This is a genomic window from Sulfurospirillum diekertiae, from assembly GCF_011769985.2.
Lineage (GTDB): Bacteria > Campylobacterota > Campylobacteria > Campylobacterales > Sulfurospirillaceae > Sulfurospirillum > Sulfurospirillum diekertiae.
Genome location: NZ_CP039734.2, coordinates 876,785 through 901,300 on the forward strand (window position 1 = coordinate 876,785; position 24,516 = coordinate 901,300).

The 24,516-nt window shown below is 40.4% G+C and carries 11 protein-coding genes; 10 read left to right on the forward strand and 1 reads right to left on the reverse strand.

What is annotated here, in order from left to right:
- Positions 1 to 44 precede the first annotated feature (44 nt).
- Positions 45 to 1,034 (reverse strand): sensor histidine kinase, encoded by a 990-nt coding sequence (locus tag FA584_RS04475; RefSeq protein WP_167750358.1) that lies wholly within the window; start codon positions 1,032 to 1,034, stop codon positions 45 to 47.
- Positions 1,035 to 1,263: 229 nt separating this feature from the next.
- Between FA584_RS04475 and FA584_RS04480 the strand changes: the two genes are divergently transcribed.
- The 10 genes from FA584_RS04480 (at position 1,264) to FA584_RS04525 (ending at position 24,516) form a co-directional block, all read left to right on the forward strand.
- Positions 1,264 to 2,670 (forward strand): TolC family outer membrane protein, encoded by a 1,407-nt coding sequence (locus tag FA584_RS04480; RefSeq protein ID WP_167750359.1) that lies wholly within the window; start codon positions 1,264 to 1,266, stop codon positions 2,668 to 2,670.
- Positions 2,671 to 2,681: 11 nt separating this feature from the next.
- Entirely contained in the window at positions 2,682 to 4,880 is a 2,199-nt protein-coding gene (locus FA584_RS04485; protein ID WP_228448125.1) for a type I secretion system permease/ATPase, read from the forward strand.
- Positions 4,877 to 6,211: an HlyD family type I secretion periplasmic adaptor subunit gene (locus FA584_RS04490; RefSeq protein WP_167750360.1), complete on the forward strand. Its 1,335-nt coding sequence runs from the start codon at positions 4,877 to 4,879 to the stop codon at positions 6,209 to 6,211. The genes FA584_RS04485 and FA584_RS04490 overlap by 4 nt, the downstream gene beginning before the upstream one ends.
- A 1-nt stretch (position 6,212) precedes the next feature.
- Positions 6,213 to 6,794 carry a response regulator transcription factor gene (locus FA584_RS04495; protein ID WP_167750361.1) on the forward strand — a complete coding sequence of 194 codons (582 nt, stop codon included), beginning with the start codon at positions 6,213 to 6,215 and terminating at the stop codon, positions 6,792 to 6,794.
- A gap of 76 nt (positions 6,795 to 6,870) precedes the next feature.
- Positions 6,871 to 15,633, forward strand: coding sequence for a beta strand repeat-containing protein (locus FA584_RS04500; RefSeq protein ID WP_167750362.1), 8,763 nt, complete (start codon positions 6,871 to 6,873; stop codon positions 15,631 to 15,633).
- Positions 15,579 to 15,842: a hypothetical protein gene (locus FA584_RS04505; protein WP_167750363.1), complete on the forward strand. Its 264-nt coding sequence runs from the start codon at positions 15,579 to 15,581 to the stop codon at positions 15,840 to 15,842. Before FA584_RS04500 ends, FA584_RS04505 begins: the two co-directional genes overlap by 55 nt.
- A gap of 19 nt (positions 15,843 to 15,861) precedes the next feature.
- Positions 15,862 to 16,509 carry a transglutaminase-like cysteine peptidase gene (locus FA584_RS04510; protein ID WP_167750364.1) on the forward strand — a complete coding sequence of 216 codons (648 nt, stop codon included), beginning with the start codon at positions 15,862 to 15,864 and terminating at the stop codon, positions 16,507 to 16,509.
- On the forward strand, positions 16,509 to 18,464 hold the full coding sequence (locus FA584_RS04515; protein WP_167750365.1) for a bifunctional diguanylate cyclase/phosphodiesterase: 1,956 nt from the start codon (positions 16,509 to 16,511) through the stop codon (positions 18,462 to 18,464). The genes FA584_RS04510 and FA584_RS04515 overlap by 1 nt, the downstream gene beginning before the upstream one ends.
- A 211-nt stretch (positions 18,465 to 18,675) precedes the next feature.
- Positions 18,676 to 22,035: a transglutaminase family protein gene (locus FA584_RS04520; RefSeq protein WP_167750366.1), complete on the forward strand. Its 3,360-nt coding sequence runs from the start codon at positions 18,676 to 18,678 to the stop codon at positions 22,033 to 22,035.
- The gene (locus FA584_RS04525; protein WP_167750367.1) at positions 22,036 to 24,516 is read left to right on the forward strand and encodes a circularly permuted type 2 ATP-grasp protein; all 2,481 of its coding nucleotides are present in this window, start codon (positions 22,036 to 22,038) and stop codon (positions 24,514 to 24,516) included.

The following is a 24,516-nucleotide window of genomic DNA, read 5'->3' on the forward strand; positions in this document are numbered from 1 at the left end:
TGTATCCTATACCATTATCAAAATATGTTAATAAAATGTTGTTCTTATGACTGTTTAAACACAATAATTATTTTTGGATTTTTGATATCTTTAAATGCATATTTAAAACTGTTGGTTACCAATTCATTGACAATTAAGCCTATAGGAATGACTTCATTAAGGGAAAGCTCTATTTCTTGAGATTTAAAGACGATTTTGACACGGTCACTAATGGTGCTTTGGATATTTAAATATAATTTTTCTATAAAGCGCTTAGCATTCACTTTTTCAAGATCATTAGAGACGTAAAGCATTGAATGAACCATCGCCATGGCATCTATTCTATTTTTGCTTGCTTGAATAGCATTTTTAGTTTTTGCATCTTCTTTATCTGCTTGGATAGCAAGAATAGAAGAGACCAGATTTAAATTATTTTTGACTCTATGATGTATCTCATTGTAGAGTAAATCTTTTTTGTAATTGGAGTTAATAAGTCTTTTATAGGCATCAATACGAGTGGTTTCATAATAAATAGCAAAGACAAACACAATAGCTAAAATAGATAAAAAATTTAAAATAGCCTCATTATTGTATAAAAAAGTGCTCATAGCAAAAGCGTTTTGATCGTACATATGATAGAAAAAGAGTAGTAGAGCTAAAATAAGTAAAAATATGCCGCTAAAAATTAGTCCTCTTTTCCAACTAAAAAGAGAAAAAATACACAATATAAAAGGAAATATAAACCCAGGCGTATAATCATCAAAGTGAAAAATAAAGACAACGGCAATCGTTTCTATAGAGAGTACGGTTAATATAGTATACGAAGCAAGATCATATTTACCTTTTCGATAAAACATGAAAAAAGATAAAGCAACGAGCGCAAACATTATTATTGTTAATGGGATGATTTGGTAATTCTGATAGTAGGTATCCAAAATAATATGGGTAAGAAAGACCAAAAAGCATACGGCATGAATGACCAATATAATTTTTTTTCTTCTTCCCTCTGTTGCTCTTTTGATTTCGGCGCTAAATGGTGAATTTGATGCTTTCATAATTTAAATTTAGCAAGTTTTAACTTAAATCATACATAGTAAAGAATTTATAATATAATGTGACCAGAATGTGGTTTTTCCTTTATATAATTATTTGAAGAAAGTATATGGTGTCACAATTGTATCTGCTTCAGATGTACTTCAATGTACAGGCATTAAAGACTGGTTGATATGCAATAATTTTGTATATCAAGCAGTGTTGTACAAAAATAATATAATGGAGGTTGACATGTTAGGTAGTTCAAAAAAGAGACTTGTTCGTCTTATGGTAATTCCTTTTTGTTTTGCAGGAGCAAGTACGCTCAATGCTTTAACGCTTCAAGAAGGTGTTGATGAAGTTCTTGCAACACATCCTGTTGTTCAAGAGAGATTACATAATTATCAATCTACACTTGAGGATCTTCGTATCACTGAGTCACAATATCTTCCCTCTCTTGATTACGCAGGAGATTTTGAAAAAGCAAAGACAGAGAGCCCCTCAACAAATTTTGAGAGTCGTTCTTTATATAGTTATGAACATTCTTTGCAACTCACTCAAAATCTTTTTAATGGGTTTGGAACAATTTACGAAGCAGATTATCAAAAAGCACGTATTTTGGCAGCAGCAAATAATTACATTGAAAATGCCAATGATGTTGCTTATAGTTTTATCAATCTATACATTGCAACTCTTAAAGCGCGAGACACATTGGTGATTGCAAAAGAGAGTGTTGCTTTTCATGAAGAAATTTTTCGTAAAGTCAAAAAACTATTTGACTCAGGTTCAACAACACGTTCTGAGTTTGAGAAGATAGATACCTCTTTGTCTCTCGCAAAATCTAATTATATTGTTGCTCAAAACAACCTTGAAGATGCGCAGTTTAACCTTGAGCGTGTATTGGGTCGTTATGTCAAAGCAGAAGAGTTAGAAAAGATCTCTTTTTCAGGAACACTTCCTGCGAGTGAAGATGAAATGAAAGAGTTTGCTCGCCTGTACAATCCTTCTGTTTTAGTAAGTCACTATAATATAAAAGCAGCAGAGGCACAACGTTCAGCAGCGTATAAAAACTACTATCCAAAAATTGATGCGTATGCTCGAAAAAGCTGGGCAGATGATATTGGTGGACTTCCTGGCAAAGATGAAAGAAGCGCAGTTGGAATTAAGATTTCATATAATCTTTACCGTGGTGGCGCTGATGAAGCACAAATTGCAAAAAGTATGACACAAATTTCACGTGAGCAAGACAATAAACGTGATGTTGTTCGAAAACTTGATGAACAAGGCAGACTTTCATGGAGCGCTAAAACTTATATAACACAACAACTTGACTTCCTTCAAAAATATGCTAAAACGAGTGCTAAAACGCTTGAACTTTATCAACAAGAGTATGACTTAGGTCGTAGAACATTGCTCGATCTTCTCGTAGCACAAAATGACTATGTTTCCGCTCGTACACAAGTTATTAAAGCTCAAAATGATCTACTCTTTGCCAATTATCGTATTTTAGATGCGATGGGCACAATGGTACAAAACATTCTTGGTTCAAAAGCTCTAGATTATACAAAGCGTGTCAGACTCGATGTTGTGGATGGAAAATTAGACCATGACAGTAATCTTGGTACACTTCTTTTCGAAAAGCGTGATACAAACGAATAAAAGGTTATTTGATGATGGGGCCAAACGATAATGATAATGGTGGCGAGCAAAGGATAGAGGATCCTCAAGGATTGGCATTTTCAATCGATCCTTTGCTTCAATGCCTGGTACTTTTTACACAACTTTACCATAAGCCTTTTAGTGCTGAAGCATTGATGGCAGGCTTGCCTCTTTCTCCTAATGAAGAGACGCAAGGCTTGTACAATCTCAAGCAATCTAAAGGGCTTTTTGCGCGTGCAGCGAGCAGAGCTGGCTTGAAAAGCACACTTGTAGCGAAGAAAATTTCAGATATCTCTCCTTTGCAGTTGCCAATTATTTTACTACTTAAAAATTCTCAGGCATGCATTTTACACTCCTTCAATGAGGATCACACAACATGTAAAATTGTTTTACCGGGCATTGAAGCCATTGAAGAGGTTATTTCTACTGAAGCATTAACGTCAGAGTATACGGGTTTTGCTTTTCTAATCAAGAGACCTTTTGTTTATGATGAGCATGACTCATTGACACTTAATGTGAAAAATAACCATTGGTTTTGGGACACATTGAAACTTTCGACAGGGTTTTATCGGGATGTTTTATATGCTACAGTTTTGATTAATCTTTTTGTATTGATCAGCCCATTGTTTACGATGAGTGTTTATGATAGGGTTATTCCTAACAATGCAACGGAAACGCTTTGGGTATTTGCATCAGGTGTTTTAGTGGTCTATACGTTGGATACATTTTTGAAGTTTGCCAGAGCGATTTTGTTAGAACGTGCTGGTAAAAAAAGCGATGTTATCATGTCTTCTATTGTTTTTGAAAAAGTGCTCGACCTTCAAATGGCTTCGCATCCAAAATCAGTTGGTTCGTTTGCCAGTAACCTTAAAGATTTTGATATGATTCGCTCTTTTTTAACCAATGCAACATTGACAGTTCTTGTAGATATGCCTTTTGCTCTTCTTTTCTTATGTGTTATAGGCTATATTGGTGGTTGGATGGTCATTGTACCGCTTCTTATGATGATTGTTATTTTAGGATATACTTTTTTTATGCGTCATATGTTACGTGAAAGTATTGAGGAATCTCACAAAGCTGCTGCTGCTAAGAGTTCTATTTTGGTAGAGACCCTTCAAAACATTGAAACACTTAAAACACTAGGTGTCACAGGTCACATGCAGTGGGCATGGGAAGAAGCTACGGGAGAAATTGCTCAAAAAAGTTTGAGATCTCGTATGATTTCAACTTCTATTTCAACGATCACAGGCTTTTTAGTTCAATTAACCACTGTTTTACTTGTTATTGTGGGGGTTTATCTCATCGGACAACATGATTTGTCAATGGGAGGGCTTATTGGTATTATTATTATCTCTTCACGAACCGTTGCCCCTATGGGACAAGCTGCATCTTTAATCGCAAATTATTCAGATGCAAAATCTGCCTATGATGTGATCAACAACATCATTTCTCAACCCTCTGAGCGTCCCAATGGAAAGAAGTTTATCACACGTCCAGCTTTGCAAGGTGAGATAGAATTCCGTAATGTCACTTTTTCATACGATGCCAATGAGCATCAATCTTTGAAAAACGTCTCTTTCACTATCAAATCTAAAGAAAAAGTTGCCATTATTGGACGTATAGGTTCGGGTAAAAGCACGATTGCAAAACTTTTGCTTCATCTTTATGAGCCACAAAGCGGCTCAGTCTTTTTAGATGGCATTGATATTAATCAAATTGATCCTATTGATTTGCGCAAAAATATCTCTTATGTTTCCCAAGATATTAACCTTTTTAAGGGTAGTGCTAAAGACAATATTGTTTATCGTTCGTCTCGCGTTGGAGATGAGCAGATGTTACGTGCTTCCATGATTTCAGGAGCAGATGAATTTATTAAAAGACATCCTTTAGGGTATGAAATGCTTATTGGAGAGCGAGGAATGGGGCTTTCTGGAGGACAACGGCAAAGCATTGGTATTGCACGAGCTATTTTATTTGAATCTCCTATTGTTTTAATGGATGAACCAACCAATGCAATGGATCAGCTCAGTGAAGCACGACTGATTGTCAATCTAAAAAGTTATATTGAGGATAAAACAGCCATTTTTGTAACACAAAAAAATACTCTTTTAGAACTTGTTGATCGTATTATTGTTATGCACGAAGGACAAATTTATCTGGATGGTCCTAAAAACGAGGTTTTAGCAAAATTATCAGGAAAAAGTCTATGAGTAAAAAAATATTTTCATTTGATGCTCGTGACTATGCATTTATGCGCAGTCTTTCGGCTGCTGTTTTAGAAGAAAATCCTAAACAGTTTCGTTGGGTGATCTTTTTTTGGGTTTTTAGTGTGACACTCTTTTTAATCTGGGCTTCTTTTTCTCCGATTGATGAGATTGTTAGAGGCGAGGGTAAAGTTGTTCCTGGTGGTGAAAACCAAATGATTCAACATTTGGAAGGTGGTATTTTAGAGGATATTTTAGTCAAAGAGGGTGAAACGGTTAAAGTAGATCAAGTTTTGCTCAAAGTCAACAACCTTAAATCAGCTTCTACGTATGAAAGTATGGGCTATAAAGCGGCGCAACTTCGAGCAAAAATGGTGCGTCTGAAAGCTGAAATTACGAACACGGCGTTTATGCCTTCACCTGAGGATATGAAAGAAATTCCTGAACAGATTTTGCAGGAGAGAAATCTTTTTACGTCAAATCGTGAACGTCTTAATGCACAACTTTCAGGACTTAATGAGCAATATGTGCAAAAGAAAAATGATAAATTAGAAACTCAAGGACGAATTACAGAGCAAAAAAAAGCACTCTCTTATATTAAGGAAGAGGTTAGAATTTCTGCACCTTTGGTAGAGCAGGGCGTTAAATCAAAAGTAGATTTTTTAAAGCTTCAAAGAGAACTAAGCACGTTAGAAGAGCGTTGCAATGGAATGATCGCTTCTATGCCACGACTGGATGCAGCTATCTCTGAAATCGAAAATAAGATGCAAGAAGTGCGTTCTGAATTTACAACAAAAGCTCAATTAGAGCTCAATGACGCTCAAACGGAATTTAACCGTATTACCGCAGAGAGTGCTTCCTATGCAGACCAAGTGGTTCGAACAACAATCAAGTCACCTATTAATGGGGTTGTTCAAAAAATTTATGTCAATACCATTGGTGGTGTTATCAAACCAGGTGATAATCTGATAGAAATTGTTCCAACGGAAGATGGTCTTTTGGCGGAAGTTAAGGTAAAACCTTCAGATATCGCATTTTTATACCCTGGACAAGAAGCGATTGTCAAAGTAACCGCATATGATTTCGCCATTTACGGTTCACTCAAAGGTAAAGTAGTGACTATCAGCCCAGATTCTATGACGGACAAACGCGATAATACCTATTACATTGTGAGGGTTCAAACGGATAAAAAATATTTTGGAACAGAAGCAAAACCACTCAATATTACACCGGGTATGACACTCAATGTAGATATTATTACAGGTAAAAAAACAGTTATGCAATACATCTTAAAGCCGATTTTAAAAGCGAAACAATACATGTTTACGGAGCGATAAAATGACACTTTATATTATTTCAAAAAATACACTTTTACAAAAAAGATGGTCAACTATTTTATCTGTATTCCACCCTATTTGTAGAGAATCACTTCCTGCTACGTTAGGGAATGATTCTCTGGTTATGATTCATGATGATATTTTATGCCAACTAAATGAGGAACAAAAAAAAAGACTTTTTGCTTTACATGTAATGGTACTTTCTACAACGCCAACGTTTGAACAAGCGCGTTTAGTGTTAAGCTTGGGTGCTAAAGGGTATGGTAATACGATGATGCATGAGTCTTACTTAATCTCCGCATGCCAGGCAATACAAGAAGGCAATGTTTGGTTATCACCAGAATACATTAACTTGATGATTCAAGAACTCCCTATGATGCCTAAAAAAGCGACAAATCCACTTGAATACCTGAGCCATCGTGAGGCTGAAGTGGCTATTTTACTCTCACAAGGTGATTCTCACAAAGAGGTCGCTGAAAAATTAAATATTACTGTTCGTACGGTAAAAGCGCATGCGACGGCTATTTATTCTCAATTAAATATCAAGGATAGACTTGCCCTTGCTCTGTTACTTCGAAAGTAGTACCCAAGTACACTAGTATTGTCTTTTTATCTCTGTTAGAATTATTTTGTAAAAAAATTCTAGGAAAGGATAAATCATGGCACAAGTAATTGGATACGTTAAATCACTCCAAAATGGCATTTTTTTTGCAAAAGATGCACATGGAGAGATCAGAGAACTTAAAGCTGGTGATCAGGTATTTAAAGATGAGCTCGTTTATGGTGCTCCAAACAATCCTCAAAATGCACAAGTGATTATCGATGTAACGTTAACCGACGCTAAAGATATTACCCTCTCCGGAGCTGAACAGCTTTATACAGACATTTCAGTCCTTGGTGGTACATTTGACAAAGAGGATGCAGTTGTCTCAACAGATACGATAGAAAATGCATGGAAACTCAGCACAAATACTTCTACTCAAGATACAACAACTCCATTAGATGCAACCGCAGCAGGTGTTGAAGCACCCGCTGCTGGTTTTGTACCAACTGACACCGAACGTCCTAGCAATACACTCTTTTTTGATAGAACGGGTGGAATTGGTGATGTCCGAACCGTTCTTCATGACACTGTTAATGGTGGAACTGTTCAAAACATTACGGCAGTCGACAATCCAACTCTCAATGACCAACCAGTCGTAGCAAATGTGATGGGGACAGTCAATGAAGCGCTTAACGGACTCAATCAAATTTCTGGCCAGCTCGTAGCAACAGATCCTGATGTGGGTGATACCCATACATTCTTTGCCGTGAGTGGTACATTACTTCTTAATGGTCAACCAGCACCTGAAGGTATCGCATTTGTAATGAATCCAGATGGTACTTACTCGGTTACTGGCGACTTTAATGCTCTAGCCACAGGTGAAAAAGCAGTTGTTTCATTTCAATACTATGCTGTCGACAATGGTATAGAAGCAGGTGCACCTCATGCTTCGTTACCAGCAACCGTCACTTTAACGATAATCGGCACCAATGATCAACCAGTAGTCAGTGATGTGAGCATCACACAAGCAGAAGCACTTAATGGCGTGAATACGTTTGCAGGAACATTGAGTGTCAGTGATGATGATACAAGCGATACACATACGTTCCAAATGGTTGATAATAGTTTACATGTAAATGCAAATGTTGAATTATCACAACCAACACTTCTTCTCAATCCAGATGGTACTTACAGCATGAGTGGAGATTTTAATGCACTTGCCGCAGGTGAAACAGCAACCGTAACTTTCCAATACTATGCTGTAGATAGTAGTAGTAATCAAACTAATGGCGAGTCAAATACTTCTGAGGTTAAAACGGTTACCTTGACCATTACAGGAACGAACGATCAACCTGTTGTCAGTGATGTGAGCGTCACACAAGCAGAAGCACTTAATGGTGTGAATACGTTTGCAGGAACATTGAGTGTCAGTGATGATGATACAAGCGATACACATACGTTCCAAATGGTTGATAATAGTTTACATGTAAATGCAAATGTTGAATTAGCAACACCAACGCTTGTGCTCAATCCAGATGGTACTTACAGCATGAGTGGAGATTTTAATGCACTTGCCGCAGGTGAAACAGCAACCGTTACTTTCCAATACTATGCTGTAGATAGTAGTAGTAATCAAACCAATGGCGAGTCAAATACTTCTGAGGCTAAAACGGTTACCTTGACCATTACAGGAACGAACGATCAACCAGTAGTCAGTGATATTAATGTTAATGATAATGCAGGTAGTGGTATTGTTGGATACTATGATATGGTCAGTGGACAAGGGGTGAGCGCACAAGTGAATGGCATCATAACCGCTAATCTAACTGCTGCGCAACTCTTTACACTCAGTTCGGAAGAACTTTCAGGCATCAATACCCTTTATGTTCAAAATCCAAGTAATGGTGACTATGGCGCAGAATACATGAGTCAACTCAGTGCGATCGAAAACGCTGTAAATAATGGCATGACTTTAATTATTCATGATCGATATGTTGCTGGGGGTGAGCAAATTCTTCCAGGAGGAGAGTCTATTGTTTTCCACAGAACAGCAGGGAATGGTACCAATATTGACATAACAGACACTGAACTTGAAACAGGTCTTGGTGGAACGATCAATGATGCTTCTTTAGACAATGGAAGTTTGTCAAACCATGGATACGTTGATCTTAATAGTTTACCAGAAGGGGCAAAAGTTCTTATGACGGATGGCGATTCTACGCACGTTGTTACTTTTTCCTACCAATATGGTGCTGGTACAGTTATTTATTCTACTATTCCTTTAGACTTCTATTTATCAGGTAATGGTAATACTGTTTTAGATGCTAATATGCAAATTTATGCTGCAAATCTTCTTGAAGATTTTGTTAAAAATGGTGCTATCTATGAAACACATGATAACGGAGAAGCAACCCCTCATATTAATGATGGAAATAATGTCTTAACAGGTAATTTATCTGTTACGGATGATGATGTCTCTGATACGCATACATTCCGTGTAGTCGGTGATAGTGTTCAAGTGCTTGCTCCAACGGGATCAGGGGTAGACACCAATGATGTAACGGTTTCTATTACAAAAGGTGACAATGGCGTATGGCATTATAATATCAATGGAAACTTTACAGAACTTGCCGCAGGCGAAAAAGCAACCGTAACATTTCAATATGTTGCTGATGATGGACGTGGATTTAATGGTGCAGATGGCATCAATGAAAGTTCAATCAGTGCACCAAAAACCATTACACTTACCATTACGGGAACCAATGACCAGCCTATTGTCAGCGATGTTACGCATACGACACAAACAGAATCAATGAACGGAATCAATACCTTTGAAGGTACTTTAGTCGCAACCGATGATGATACCCACGATACGCATACTTTTCACGTAGTAGGTGGTGGAGATTTTGGTCCAGCTTTACATGTAGAATCTCCTGCAGAGATTGGAACGCCAGTTCTTCACCTTGATGAAGCCACTGGTCAATATACTGTTACTGGAGACTTTAATGCTTTAGCCGTCGGTGAAACAGCAACCGTAACTTTCCAATACTATGCGGTTGATGGTAGTAGTAATCAAGCGAATGGTGAGTCCAATACCTCTGAAATTAAGACAGTCACGATGACCATTACAGGAACAAATGATCAACCTGTCGTGAGTGATGTAACCACAACGGTAAGTGAAGCATCATTGGCGGAAGTTCATGGGAAAGAAGATTACCAATATGCAGGGCAACTCCATGTAACTGATGATGATCTGAGTGATACCCATACCTTTAGTATGGACAATAGTACCATCCACGTTAGTATTACAACTATCAATGATGGTGTACCTTCAACAATTACACTCAATGCATTGGAAGTCAAATTGTTAATGTTGACCAATCAATTAACAATAAGTCTTGACGCGAATACTGGGGAATATACAGTTTCTAGCTCTTTGTTTAATGCATTAGGTTCAAACCAAAGTATGAGTGTTTCATTTGATTACAGTGCAAACGATGGTAGGGGATTTACTGGATCTGATGGTCTTAATGAATCTTCTACAAGCACAGCAGAGACAGCAACACTGATCGTTAATGGTACTAATGATCAACCTGTCGCCTATGCAGATAGCATTTCACAATGGGAACCATTCTTAAGTAATACACCAAGTGAAGATGCTACATACAATGGCAAACTTCCTTATGCAAGTGATGAAGATATCTTCACGACACATATTGCCTATGCAGGCGTAGATGCTGATCAAAATGGAAAAGTAGATGTGAGTGTGGTTTCCCCATCAGGTGTCGTTGATGCATCGCAAACTATTGTTATTGTAAATGCAGATGGTACTTATAGTGTCAGTAACCCAACATTTAATGCACTGGCTTTTGGAGAAAAAGCGACAGTAACATTCTCTTATGTTGTCAATGATGGTTCTGGCGCTACAGATGAATCTGCTCAAAGTGCGCCAAAGAATGTTACACTCACCATTTATGGTACAAACGATCAGCCGATGGTGGACAATGTATTCATTACTGGAAATGAAGCAGATACTGGTCGTAATACCTTTGCGGGAACTTTACATGTAAACGATGAGGATATTAGCAACGGACATACCTTTGCAATTAAAGCAGGTTCCATTACATCCTCTAATCCTTTGGTTTCTGGACTTTCCGTAAACTTAACCAGTACAGGTGACTATACCGTAAGTGGCGATTTCAATAAACTAGCCGAGGGGGAGAGTGCAACCATTACTTTCCAATATCGTGCTGATGATCACTCTGGTTTTTCACTTCTTAATGAGTCTCGTTATTCAGATTATCAAACTGTAAAGATAACGGTTACAGGTACGAACGATACACCAGTAATTACTAATGCTACGGGTGCACTTGTTGGTACTGTTGTGGAAGCTGGAAATTACGATGACGGCTCTGCTTTTGCAGGTACACCATCTATTTCTGGACAACTTAGTGCAAGCGATGTTGACCATGGTGCAACGAAAACATGGAACATTGTGGGAACACCATCAACAACGTATGGCTCTATTGGCATTGATTCAACAGGAAAATGGACATATACACTTGACAATTCACTGAGTACAACACAAGCACTCAAAGAAGGTGAAACAGTTACGCAAACCTATACGGCTCGCGTGATGGATGATAAAGGTGCTTATGTTGACCAAACGATTACTATTACGTTAAAAGGTACTAATGATGCCCCTGTTATTTTGAAAACATCTAATATTACGGGCGATGCAACGGAAGCTGGAGTTGTAACTATTAATGGCGTAACGTCACCAGTAGCAGCCGTGATTGCAACAGGAACTCTTAGTGCATCGGATGTTGATCATGATGCAACACAAACATGGTCAGCTATTACGACATCAGCAGAAGGCACAAATTATGGTACATTTGCGATAACAACAGCGGGCTCTTGGACGTATATAGCAGGCGAAGCAGCAAATCAATTGGCTGAGGGGGAAACGAAAACAGAAACCTTTATGGCAACGGTTACAGATGATAAAGGAGCCATAGCTACACAAGCAGTAACAATCACCATTTATGGTACTAACGATGCGCCCGTCTTTGTTGTTGAAGGTAACCAACCAGCTTATAGCTTTAACTATAATGAAAATAGTACGACTGCAACGGTACTTGGTACAGTCCATGCGACGGACGTTGATAATGGAAGCAGCGTTTCCTATTCTATTCAGAGTGGTAATGATGCAGGCTATTTTGCGATCAACTCTACCACCGGGGCGATTACGCTGACAGAAGCAGGGACACATGCTTTCACCAATGATTTTGAAGCACTGAGCAATGTCCATAATCTTGTGGTGGGGGCGAGTGATGGAAGCGTTACAACTTCTATCAATGTTGTGCTCAACGAACAGAATGTTAATGATGCGCCAGATGCGGTAGATAACACATATAAAATTCATGGTTTAAGCGGTCAATATTATGCCTATCATGAAGGGGCTTTGTTAGATGGTTCTAACTTAGGTAGCATTGCACAAGTGGAAAATTTTATTGCTACTCATAATGCAGATGCAACCTTTACAGCGACTGCGATCAATTATGGCCTTCTTCCTGGTGGGGACTTAGGTGGTGATGGCAATTTGCAAAAATTCTTAGGGATCATCGATGCTCCATCTTTGTCTACGAATCCAGAAAACAGTTCTGACGCTATTATTAAACTTAGTGGTTCTATCGAATTAGCAGCAGGTAAGTATACGTTTAAAGTAACGGCGGATGATGGGTACAGCATTGTGATTGATGGTAATGTGGTCGCAAAATACGATGGCAACCAAGTTCCATCAACGAATTATGCCTCATTCAATATCGCTCAAGGTGGCGAGCATAGTATTAGCATTGTTTATTGGGATCAAGCAGGACAAGCTCAACTTAAAGTTGAACTCAGTAGTGATGGTCAACCTTATAGTGTACTTACAGGTAGTGCCAATGCTCTTGATACCTTAGTAACAAATGAAGACACGCCTCTTATCATTGCTTCAAGTACATTACTTGCCAACGATACTGACCAAGATGGTGATACCCTTAATATTATCAGTGTTACACAACCCGATGCAACACAAGGTACAGTTACGACGACAACAGACGGAAGTGGACATATTACTTCTATTCTCTTTACGCCAACGGCGAATTACAATGGAGATGCCACTTTTAAATATACTATTAGCGATGGACATGGCGGAACAGATACTGCTACCGTGACATTACATGTAAATCCAGTGAATGATGCTCCAACTCTCTCAGTTGATACAGGTAATGTAAACAATGGCAATGACATTGTTCTTGAGTCTGGGTTATCCACGGGTTCAAGTCCATTTGTGGATCATACACAAGCGAAAGGAACCTTCACTATTAGCGATCCTGATGGATTGAATGACATTACTTCTGTAACCGTTGGGAATAAAACATTTGTGGTAGACGCATGGAATACCGTTGGAGAGATTATCACTGATCATGGTACTGTAACGATTACGGGGTATGACAACGGTGTATTTAACTATACCTATACCTTAATATCGGCAAGTAGTGCAACGACTGATAGCTTTAATATTCGTGTTTCAGACGGACAAGAAAGTGCTAATAGTACTGTAACGATTGGTATTACCGATGATAAACCGATTGCTTACGACAATACTATTTCTCTTGCTGAAGGGACAACAACACACAGTGGAACAACCAATTTAGTCTTAACGCTTGATGTTTCAGGTTCGATGAACAGCAACGTTTCAGGTTCGAGCCAAACACGATTTGAAATTGCTCGTGACGCTTTGGTAAACATGATTAATCAATACAAAGAGCAAGGAACAACGGATGTTAATTTAACGTTATTTGGAGACAATGCCTTAAATGTTGGATGGATGTCAGCTTCTTCTGCGGTCACTTACTTAAATTCATTGTCAATGAATTCTTGGGACTACCTATACAGCAACTCTACCTATGTCAATGTAAATACAGGTAGTACGGATTATTATGATGCCATTAATGCTACAAAAGCAATTAGCTTTACTGGGCATACAGCAGATCAAACCATTGTTTATTTTCTATCAGATGGAGAGCCAAATGAAAATACCTCTTCTGTTGATCAAGATACTGATGCAACAATTAAAGCGTGGAAAACATTTATTACAGCCAATGCTGATGATTTACATGTTATTGCCATTGGTGGTAATGTAGGTGACCCCGTTTATTTAAATACGGTGCAGGTCTTAGATGGTAAAGCGTATACAGATAGTGCACACCATGTACAAGAGTACATTGAAGTGAGTAATGTGACAGGTTTATCGAGTACGTTATCAGGCACAGTTACTGTACCGCATGTTGAGTCTGGTAGTGTTATCACTGAAGCTGGTGTATTGAACTTAACAGATGTTGCTGGAGCTGATGGTTGGGCTAATCCTAAATTGGTTTCTGTCACGTATGATGGAGTAACTCATACATTTGATAGCACACATACAACCTTTACCATTACGACAAGTGCTGGAACGGTTACAATAGACAATCAAGGTAATTACAGCTTTACATCATTAACCAATGTTGCGCATGATGTAAGTTCAAGTATTACCTACACAGTTGCAGATAGTGATGGTTCCACGGCACAAGCGCATTTGACGGTTACAACACTTGATAGTGTCCCAACAGCTGTAGTAGATACCAATACTGCGACTGAAACTTATTTGCATGCAACAGGTGGTACCGTTAATCATGTTACCTATAGTACAGTGCCTGAAAGTTGGAGCACTACAACTACACCTCTAACTGATCTTGGAAAGAATAGTAATACAAATGGTTGGAGTGTAAGTAGTGGTGGTACAGTATCTGATACTTATACTATTGCTGCAAATGGCACTCATGCCACTACCGTTAGTTTTACAATGGGGACTACTAATGGAGGTGGTACAGCTACGCTATATAGTAGCACAGGCACACTCATTAGCACAGCAACTTTCACTAGCAATAGTGATTATCAAACGATTAACTTTAGTAATGCCATTACAAGCAGTGGTGACTACTATGTTAAATTTATGCGTACTAGTGGTACAAATGTTACTGTTAAAAATGTGACCTATAGCACCTATGCTCACACCTCAGAAACAATGACTCCAATTACGATTACAACGCCAGAAGTCGAATGGGTTGCTGCGCTAGCTGTTGGTAATGTTTTAGATAATGATACAAAAGGGACGGATGGTAACTTAAGTGTCACATCGGTAAGTATCAATGGTTCTGATGTAGCTGTTGTTGCTACAGGTGTTGATATCGCTGGACATAATGGTAGTTTACATATTGACGCATCTGGTGCATATACGTATACTCCAACGAATGCAGATATGACAAGTGCAGCACTCAGTACACCTGATGTCTTTACCTATACCATCAAAGATGCCGATGGTAGTACTTCATCTTCAACCTTAACCATTATGACGACAGACCATGATTACACGACAGGTACCAACAATATTATTGGTGGAACAGATGGTAATGATATGCTTACTGGAACGAATGGTAATGATGTCATTTATGGTAGTGCAGGAGATGACCACTTAGTTGGTGGAGCTGGTAATGACGCTCTTTACGGTGGTGCTGGCAATGATATTCTTGAAGGCGAAGATGGCAATGACTATCTTGATGGTGGTGCTGGAGCGGATAAACTTTACGGTGGAGCTGGTAATGATATATTGGTTTACGATGCGGCAGATACCGTCATCGATGGTGGTACGGGTACGGATACTTTACTCTTTACTGCCAATACCACTATTGATTTCAGTAAACTCGATAGTAGCAATGACCCAATTAAAAATATATCGAGGTGCTTGATCTTACACAACCGAATGTCAATGTCACTCTTAAAAATCTTTCATTGAATGATGTCCTTGATATGACAGAAACAGGTACTACCCATACACTAACGATTTTGGGAGATTCTGCGGATAAAGTAACGGTTGATAGTTCATTAACCAAAACATCTTCTACGGAAATAAGCAATGGGCATACATTTGATATTTACACCAATGCAAATGCAACGGACCCAACGGTTATTGTGAAGATCGAGCAAACTATTCAACATAGCTAAAAAAACGTTATAATAGGGCATGAAAACAAAAGTCCTTGCATTATGTTTTGGGGTGATGGTTCTTACCGTCACCCTTTTTAGTACTGCTGAATTCATACTTACCGGCATCTCTTTGGAGAAAGTCGAGAAAGAGTATGGAACATTCGCCAAAAGGCGTGTCTTAGCGCTTGTGGAAATGATGAACCGTGCCAAAGATGAGAGCGATCTTGAAAAACTTGAAAAAGTGAATGATTTTTTTAATGCGACTCCCTATCATAGTGACAAAGAAGTTTGGGGTGTGGATGACTACTGGGCAACACGGTTGGAGTTTATTGGAAAAGATAAAGGTGACTGTGAAGATTATGTTATCGCGAAGTATTTTACACTCAAAGAACTCGGTGTTCCACCTTCTAAAATGTATATGACGTATGCAAAATCGCTCAAATTTAACGTAGCGCATATGGTGCTTACCTACTATGCAACTCCAAAATCCATACCATTGGTTCTTGATAATTACAATTACAAAATACTTCCTGCGAATGAACGCAATGATCTTGTTCCGATCTACAGCTTTAGCGGAGATGATCTGTTCAATGCTAAGCAAGTTCAATTGGGTAAAATGCTTCCAGCGGCGGCAAAGCAGAAGCGTGCATGGGATGAACTCAAAATAGAGAAAAAGGAAAAATGATGACTCTTTTTAAACAGATGGCGGTAATGCTCAGTCTTTTTTTAAGCATAATCTTAGCCTGTGTCATGGTACTGAACTTCAAAACAGCTACAGCGTTTGTACAAGATCAACTCTATACCAATGCCCAAAATACGGCGCATTCTCTAGGGCTTTCTCTCTCCAAAATTGCAGATCCAAAAGATACTGCTACCATGGAGACGATGATCAATGCGATCTTTGATAGTGGCTACTATGAAAGAATTGCTTTGATAGGTGTAGAGGGGAACCCCATTTATGTGAAAGAAACCGATGTTTTACTAAGTGATGTGCCACAGTGGTTTATTCATGCCGTCACCATTAAAAACGCTTATGCAACGAGCGATATTATGATAGGGTGGAACAGGCTTGGTACGCTTGAAGTGAGTGGTCATATGGGTAATGCTTACAGACAACTGTATAAAACATTGATTGACCTCATTGAGACATTTGTGGGGATTGGTTTGGTCGTTTTAGGGGTACTGTATCTTTTGCTTACACTGAGCCTTCAATCTATTAAACAAATTCGAGACCAAGCGCGAGGCATCATTGAAAATCGTTTTATTATTGAACCAAAAATGCCTTTTACAACGGAGTTTCGCTCTGCTACCGTTGCTATGAATGCCATGGTTTCAAAAGTAAAAGATATTTTTGAGAGAGAAAATGAGACACTCATTCAATACCAAGAGCTACTTTACAAAGACACAGAGACAAAACTTTACAACCGTCATTATTTAGTCACCAAACTTCCTGAATACCTCCAAGGCGATACAAAGTTATCCCAAGGTTTACATGTAATGCTAAGCATTGATGAATTGGATCGCTTTAAAAAAGAGTATGGTTATGAAAATTATATAAAATTGATCAAGAATGTTGCAGAAGCATTAACAAATTGTGCGCGTTTGAGTGAACATACGTTATTTGTAAGACTCAATGAGAGTGATTTTTCCCTTTTGATGCCTTTTCGAGATGAAATTTTACTCAAAAAACATCTTGATGAGATGCTGTTAGAACTTCAACGCACGATTAGCACACAGGCATTAGACTACTTAGTGATAGGTATTGGTATTGGTTCATACAATGAACACGATACACTCAAATCACTGCTTTCAAAAGCCGATTTAACCGTCTCCCAAGCCAAACAAAATGGTAATTTTACATGTAAAATGGCATTACAACAGCAACACTCCTTAATCTTAAGTCGTGAGGAGTGGCGTCAAGAATTGGTCAATGGTCTAAACGAATCTCGTTTTGTTTTTGCGACACAAAATGTCATCCACTATGAAAGTACCACTTCGAGCATTGTTCATGAAGAAGTTTTCATCCGACTCAAAGGCAGTGATGGTTCTATATACTCTGCAGGCTATTTTTTACCGATGGCAACTATTTTAGGATTGGCAGATGAAATTGATCGTTATATGATTCAAAAAATGCTTCAGCGTTTTACATCACAAGAACTTCATACACCATTAGCACTCAACTTAAGCGCTGAATTTGTAGGGCATTATGCCAATATTCAATGGCTGAAAGAGCAGTTGGAAAAACTCTCTCCGACTGAACGTTCCATGGTGTGGTTTGAAACGAGTAATGCTGTTGCCCTTCATAATCTAGAGGCAATCGTTTCGATTAGCAGTCAACTCAAGATGTTAGGTTGCCGTTTTGGTATTGATAACTTTACCATTCCATCCGAAGGGGCGTATTATCTGCAAGCGATACGACCTGATTATATCAAGTGTACGGTTGTCTATCTCAAAGATATTATGCTAGATGCAACAACAGGAAAAAATCAAGAAAGTCTCAATAACATTGCACGAAGTCTTGGAATTTCGATTATTGCGACCAATATTGAAGAAGAACAAGACCTCTCTACCCTCAAATATTTAGGAATTGCTTATATGCAAGGAAGATTTATTGCACCGATTGCATTACTCGAAGAATAATCCAACTCAAAGGCCAATGTCACCACAAAACATAAAATTTTTAGGGTGACATTGGCTTTTCTGCAAGCCTTTACATGTAAAAAGATATGCGTTAAAGCTAACCTAAAGATTACTGCTTAATACATAGCCAAATACCCATCACAAACCTTTTACATCATGCTATAATATTTTTACATGTAAAGATTTTTACTTTCTGTTTTAAAGGATTATTATGTCACTTAAAGTTGTTCTCTCGCATAAAACAGAATACCACTACGACCGCTATGTAGCGCTCTCACCGCACATCATCCGTTTGCGTCCCGCCCCACACAGCAGGACACCCATCGAGGCGTACTCCCTTAAAATAAAACCAGAGAACCATTTTATCAACTGGCAACAAGACCCGTTTGGTAATTACCTTGCGCGCATTGTATTTCCAGAAAAAACGAAAGAGCTCTGCATTGATGTGGAGATTATTGCTGATCTTATTACGATCAATCCGTTTGATTTTTTTGTGGATGATTATGCGAAGGATTTCCCGTTTATCTATCAAAAAGAGCTTCAAAAAGAGTTGATCCCTTACCTTGAAGAGAGTGAAGATGGTGCGTTGTTGCGCGCTTTTGTGCGCTCATTGGACTGTAAAAAACGCCCGATTATTGACTTTTTAGTCTATCTTAATTCTACGATCAATCAGCATTTAAACTACACCATCAGGTTAGAGCCCGGTGTGCAAAGCTGCGAAGTGACGTTGGAGAAAAAACTGGGCAGTTGTCGTGATTTTGCGTGGCTGTTTGTGCAAGTGCTTCGTCATTTGGGGCTTGCGGCACGCTTTGTCTCTGGCTATCTCGTACAACTCAAAGCCGATGTGGCTTCCCTTGATGGTCCTAGTGGTCCTGAGGCAGACTTTACCGATCTTCACGCGTGGACAGAGGTGTATATTCCAGGCGCTGGCTGGGTTGGACTGGATGCCACGAGTGGACTTTTTGCAGGAGAGGGGCATATACCGCTTGCGTGTACCCCTTCCTTTGAGAGTGCCTACGCGATAGAAGGGCTGAGCGATAAATGTGAAACTGAATTTGTCTACGACAATACGGTCACGCGTATTTTTGAATCGCCACGTGTGACCAAACCGTACCGCGATGACCAATGGGATGCCATTTATAAACTGGGTTTTGAAGTCGATAAAGCCTTGGAAGAGAGCGATGTAAGGCTTTCTATGGGCGGCGAGCCGACGTTTGTTTCCATCGATGACATGGAAGGCGACGAATGGAACACCAAAGCCGATGGAGCGCACAAACGCACCCTTGCCGACACCCTTTCACGAAAACTCTTAAGCTCCTTTACCCAAGGTGGCATGCTTCATTACGCACAAGGCAAATGGTACCCAGGCGAGCCGCTTCCGAGGTGGCAAACCTCCATCATTTGGCGCAAAGATGGTAAGCCCATCTGGCACAATCCCGACCTACTTGCCGATATGAACGCTCAGTATAGCTACACCAACGACGATGCCAAACGCTTTTTAGCCAAACTGGCGCTCACGCTTGGTATCAGCGATCAAAACATCGTTGAAGCTTACGAAGACCCATTGTATTACATCATCAAAGAGTCTGAACTGCCCATCGACATTGACCCGATGAAGTCCGATTTGTCCGATTCGCTAGAGCGACAAACCATTGCCAAAGTGCTCTCAAAAGGGCTCAATAAGCCTGTGGGTTACGTGCTTCCACTCAATTTTGGAGCGACACAGTGGATGACTTCTGCGTGGGAGCTCAGACGAGGGTATTTGTTTCTCAGTGCGGGCAATTCTCCCCTTGGCTTGCGACTACCGTTGAGTTCTTTGGCTGAAAAACCGCACGCTGAGCTTGCACTTCGTTTTGAGCCAGACCTGTTTGCGAGCTATCCAAACCTTGGAGAGTATGCAGAAAATGCTAAAAAACGGTGTGAAAAAGCGGATGCAACCCTCTCAAAAAATCACACCTATAACACCTTTGTACGCACCGCCCTTTGCACGGAAGTACGAGACGGCAAGCTCTATATTTTCCTTCCACCGCTCAATCATTCGGAGGCTTTTTTAGACCTTATTGCGTGCATTGAAGCGGTAGCGGAATCGTTACATGTAAACGTTGTTTTGGAAGGTTACGAGCCTGCTCATGACCTTAGACTCGATCGCATCAAAGTCACGCCAGACCCGGGTGTCATCGAGGTGAACATCCAACCTGCCACCTCATGGAAGATGCTAAGCGATAACCTTTTCTTGCTCTACAACGATGCGCGTGAATCACGCCTTGGGACAGAAAAATTTATGCTAGATGGCAAACATACGGGCACAGGCGGGGGCAATCACGTCACCATTGGAGCACTTCGTCCCGAAGACAGTCCACTGCTTCGCAGGCCTGATCTGCTTCGCAGTCTTATCACCTTTTGGCAACACCATCCGGGGCTTTCGTACCTTTTCTCAGGCGCATTTATCGGCTCAACCTCGCAAGCTCCTCGTGTGGATGAGGGCAGGGTGGAAAATCTGTATGAGCTTGAGATCGCTTTTTCGCAGATTCCTGAGGGTGAAAGTGTTCCTTTTTGGCTGACCGATCGCCTTTTTCGACATATGCTGACCGACATTACGGGCAACACACACCGAAGCGAATTTTGCATCGACAAGCTTTACTCTCCCGATTCGTCTAGCGGACGACTGGGCATTTTGGAGCTAAGAGCGTTTGATATGCCACCGCACGCGCAAATGGCGTTGTTGCAGATGCTTTTGGTGCGCACACTGGTTGCTGTGTTTTGGAAAAAACCGTACAAACATAAACTTGTTCGTTGGGGTACACAGCTTCACGACAAGTTTTTACTGGAACATTACGTCAAAGAGGATTTACGTGATATTGTCGAATTTTTACAAGCAGAAGGTTATGCGTTTGAGCTTGGTTGGTTCGATCCTTTCTTTGAGTTTCGTTTTCCGCTTTACGGTATGAGTACGATTGAAAATATACATTTAGAACTTCGCGCCGCTATCGAGCCGTGGAATGTGTTGGGCGAAGAGAGCAGTTCGCAAGGAACAGCGCGTTATGTCGACTCTTCGCTAGAGCGCGTACAGGTCAAAGTGCAAAACTTTACACCAGAGCGCTACACGCTTACATGTAACGCCGTGGCGATTCCGCTTGCGCCTACAGGAAGGGAAGGGGAGTTTGTGGCAGGCGTGAAGTACAAAGCGTGGGAGCCGTACTCTGCGCTTCATCCAACCATTGGCGCCGACACCCCTTTGGTCTTTGATGTGGTCGATACATGGAACAAACGCTCGATTGGGGGTATGACCTATTTTGTCGCACATCCGGGCGGTCGCAATTACGATACGTTCCCTGTAAACAGCTATGAAGCGGAGTCTCGTCGCATCAACCGTTTTTGGGACTTTAACCATACCCAAGGCGAGGCGGAGTACCAAAGTAGTGCTGTGATACCCCATGTTATTGAGGGCAGTGAGCGAACCGTTGTGGTGCATAAACCAACAGCACTGAAACAGTTTGTGTTTCAAGAATTGCCGCTTAGCAGTGAGTTCCCTCACACGCTTGATCTTAGACGTAAATGGAATACCAAATAGATGAATTTTTTAGATAATTACAGCTCAGCTTCGCTGTTTGATGAGATGCTCGATGATCAATTACGGGTCAGGGAGCATTGGCAGCCGCTTCTTGAGCGCCTTGAAGCGATGAGCAGTGAAGAGCTAGAAAACAAACAAGCGGAAATTGCGTGGCATTTGGAAGACAATGGTGTCACGTACAACGTCTACAATGACCCAGAGGACAATGGCAATCGCCCGTGGAGTTTAGACCCGATTCCTTTTATTATCACCAAAGAAGAGTGGAAAGGGATCAAACAAGGGATCAAACAGCGTGCCAAACTGTTCAATCTCATTTTAAAAGACCTTTACGGTGAGCAGAAGCTTTTAAAGGAAAATATTATTCCCGCCGAAGTGATTTACGGGCACAAAGGATTTATTCCTGCTGTTCACACTTTGGGCTTGATGGAGGATTTTCAGCTCTATTTTTATGCACTCGACATGGCACGAGGGCCCGATGGTAAAATGTGGGTCATCAACGATCGCACCCAAGCTCCCTCAGGTTTGGGGTATGCGGTGGAAAATCGTCTGACGATGAACATTGTCTCCAAAGACCTCTATCCCGAACACGAGATCAAAAAGTTGCTTCCCTTCATCGATGAGTTTAAAAAGCTGTTGAAAAAACTCTCCAAAGGTGACATCTCTAAAGCGGCACTTCTCACCCCAGGCCCTCGCAATGAGACCTACTTCGAGCATGCCTATTTGAGCTCTTTTTTGGAGATCAACTTAGTTGAAGGCGATGATCTGCTCTCCAAAAACGGCGCTTTGTGGCTGAAGAGTTTGAGTGGACTTAAACCCATCAATACCCTTTTGAGGCGTTTGGATGACCGTTTCTGCGACCCGCTTGAGCTTCGCAGTGACTCAAAGCTAGGCGTTGCAGGCTTGGTCGATAGCCTAAGGCAAGGCAATCTTGCGATGATCAATCCCATCGGCAGTGCGATTGTGGAGAACATCGGGCTCAACCCTTTTATGGAGCGCATCTGCCATTACTTTCTCAATGAAGAGCTTTTACTCCCTCAAATTGCGACATGGTGGTGCGGACAAAGCCATGAGCTTGAGTATGTCTTAGAGCATTTTGAGAACCTTATTATCAAAAAAATTGATCGTACCGAAGCGATTCAGACGCATTTAGTCAAAAAACTCTCCAACGAGATGCGAACACAACTTAAAAATAGCATTATCAAAAATCCGCATCAGTACGTTGCGCAAGAAGAGATCAATTTTTCGACCACGCCCTTTTATGCCAATGGAAAAATCGAGCCGCGTAATGCTGTTGTGCGCGCCTATGCTTTGAAAAAAAGTGAAAACTATACGGTGATGAATGGAGGCTTGGTGCGGGTGTCTTCCTCCAAAGATGCCCTTTTAGTCTCCTCGCAAAAAGGTGGAACAAGTAAAGATTTGTGGATTTTAGGCGAAGATGAGACGATCGATATGAGCTCCATTTTTAATACATTGCCTTATGTCGATGTTTCGATTCACACGATGCCAACGCGCAAAGCCGAGAACCTTTTTTGGTTGGGGCGTTATTTGTGCCGCACCATCACGACCATTCGTCTCATTCGCTATGTGGTCAAAAAGATGACCAATTTTAGCCGCTATGAAGGGGCTTTGTCGTATGAGTCGCAACTGATTTTAGAAAAATCTTTGACGCACTTAACGATGACGTATCCAGGCTTTTTAGATGAAAAGATTGCGCAAAATCGCATGAGTGAAATCGAGTCGCTGATTAAAGACAAGAGTAAACAAGGCGGGCTTTCTTTTACGATGGAGATGCTCTTTAATGCCAATGTCTCGATCAAAAGTCTGCTTGCGATTGAGGCATGGAAACTCTTTGATAAGATGCAAAAAGAGTGGAGGGTCTTTATTCGTAAAATCAACTCTCCCACACAGACCATTTTAAGTGAACTCGATAAATTTTTACTCTACCTTGTCGCGTACAAAGAGTTGGTGGAAGAGAGTATGTACAAAGAGCAAGGCTTGATTTTGTATGACATCGGCTATAAGCTCGAATCGGCACTGCTAACGATCTCTAAAGCGCGCTCGATGCTCTGTGTCAAGCATGAAAAGTCAGCCAGTTATGACATCTTAGAGGGCATGCTCAACTCCTGTGAGAGTTTTAATGCGTACCGAACGCAGTATAAAAGCTCACTCCAGTTGGATAATGTGTTGGAGTTTTTGATTCTCAGCCCTCAGTTTCCAAAGTCGATTGCTTATTTGACAAATGAACTTTTGGAAGATTTAAAAGCACTTCCGAAGAGTAAAAAGTACCTCAGTAGCTACGAAGAGCCTATTTTTCAAGCGTTTTCATCGCTGAAACTCACCACCGTTGCAACCTTGATGCAGATCGAAGAGGGCGGAACTGTTTACACGGTGCTCGATGAATTCTTAGCCACGCTTACGACGCATTTTTCGCTCTGTTCGATGGAGCTTTCCAAAACCTATTTTTCACACTACGATGAGTAA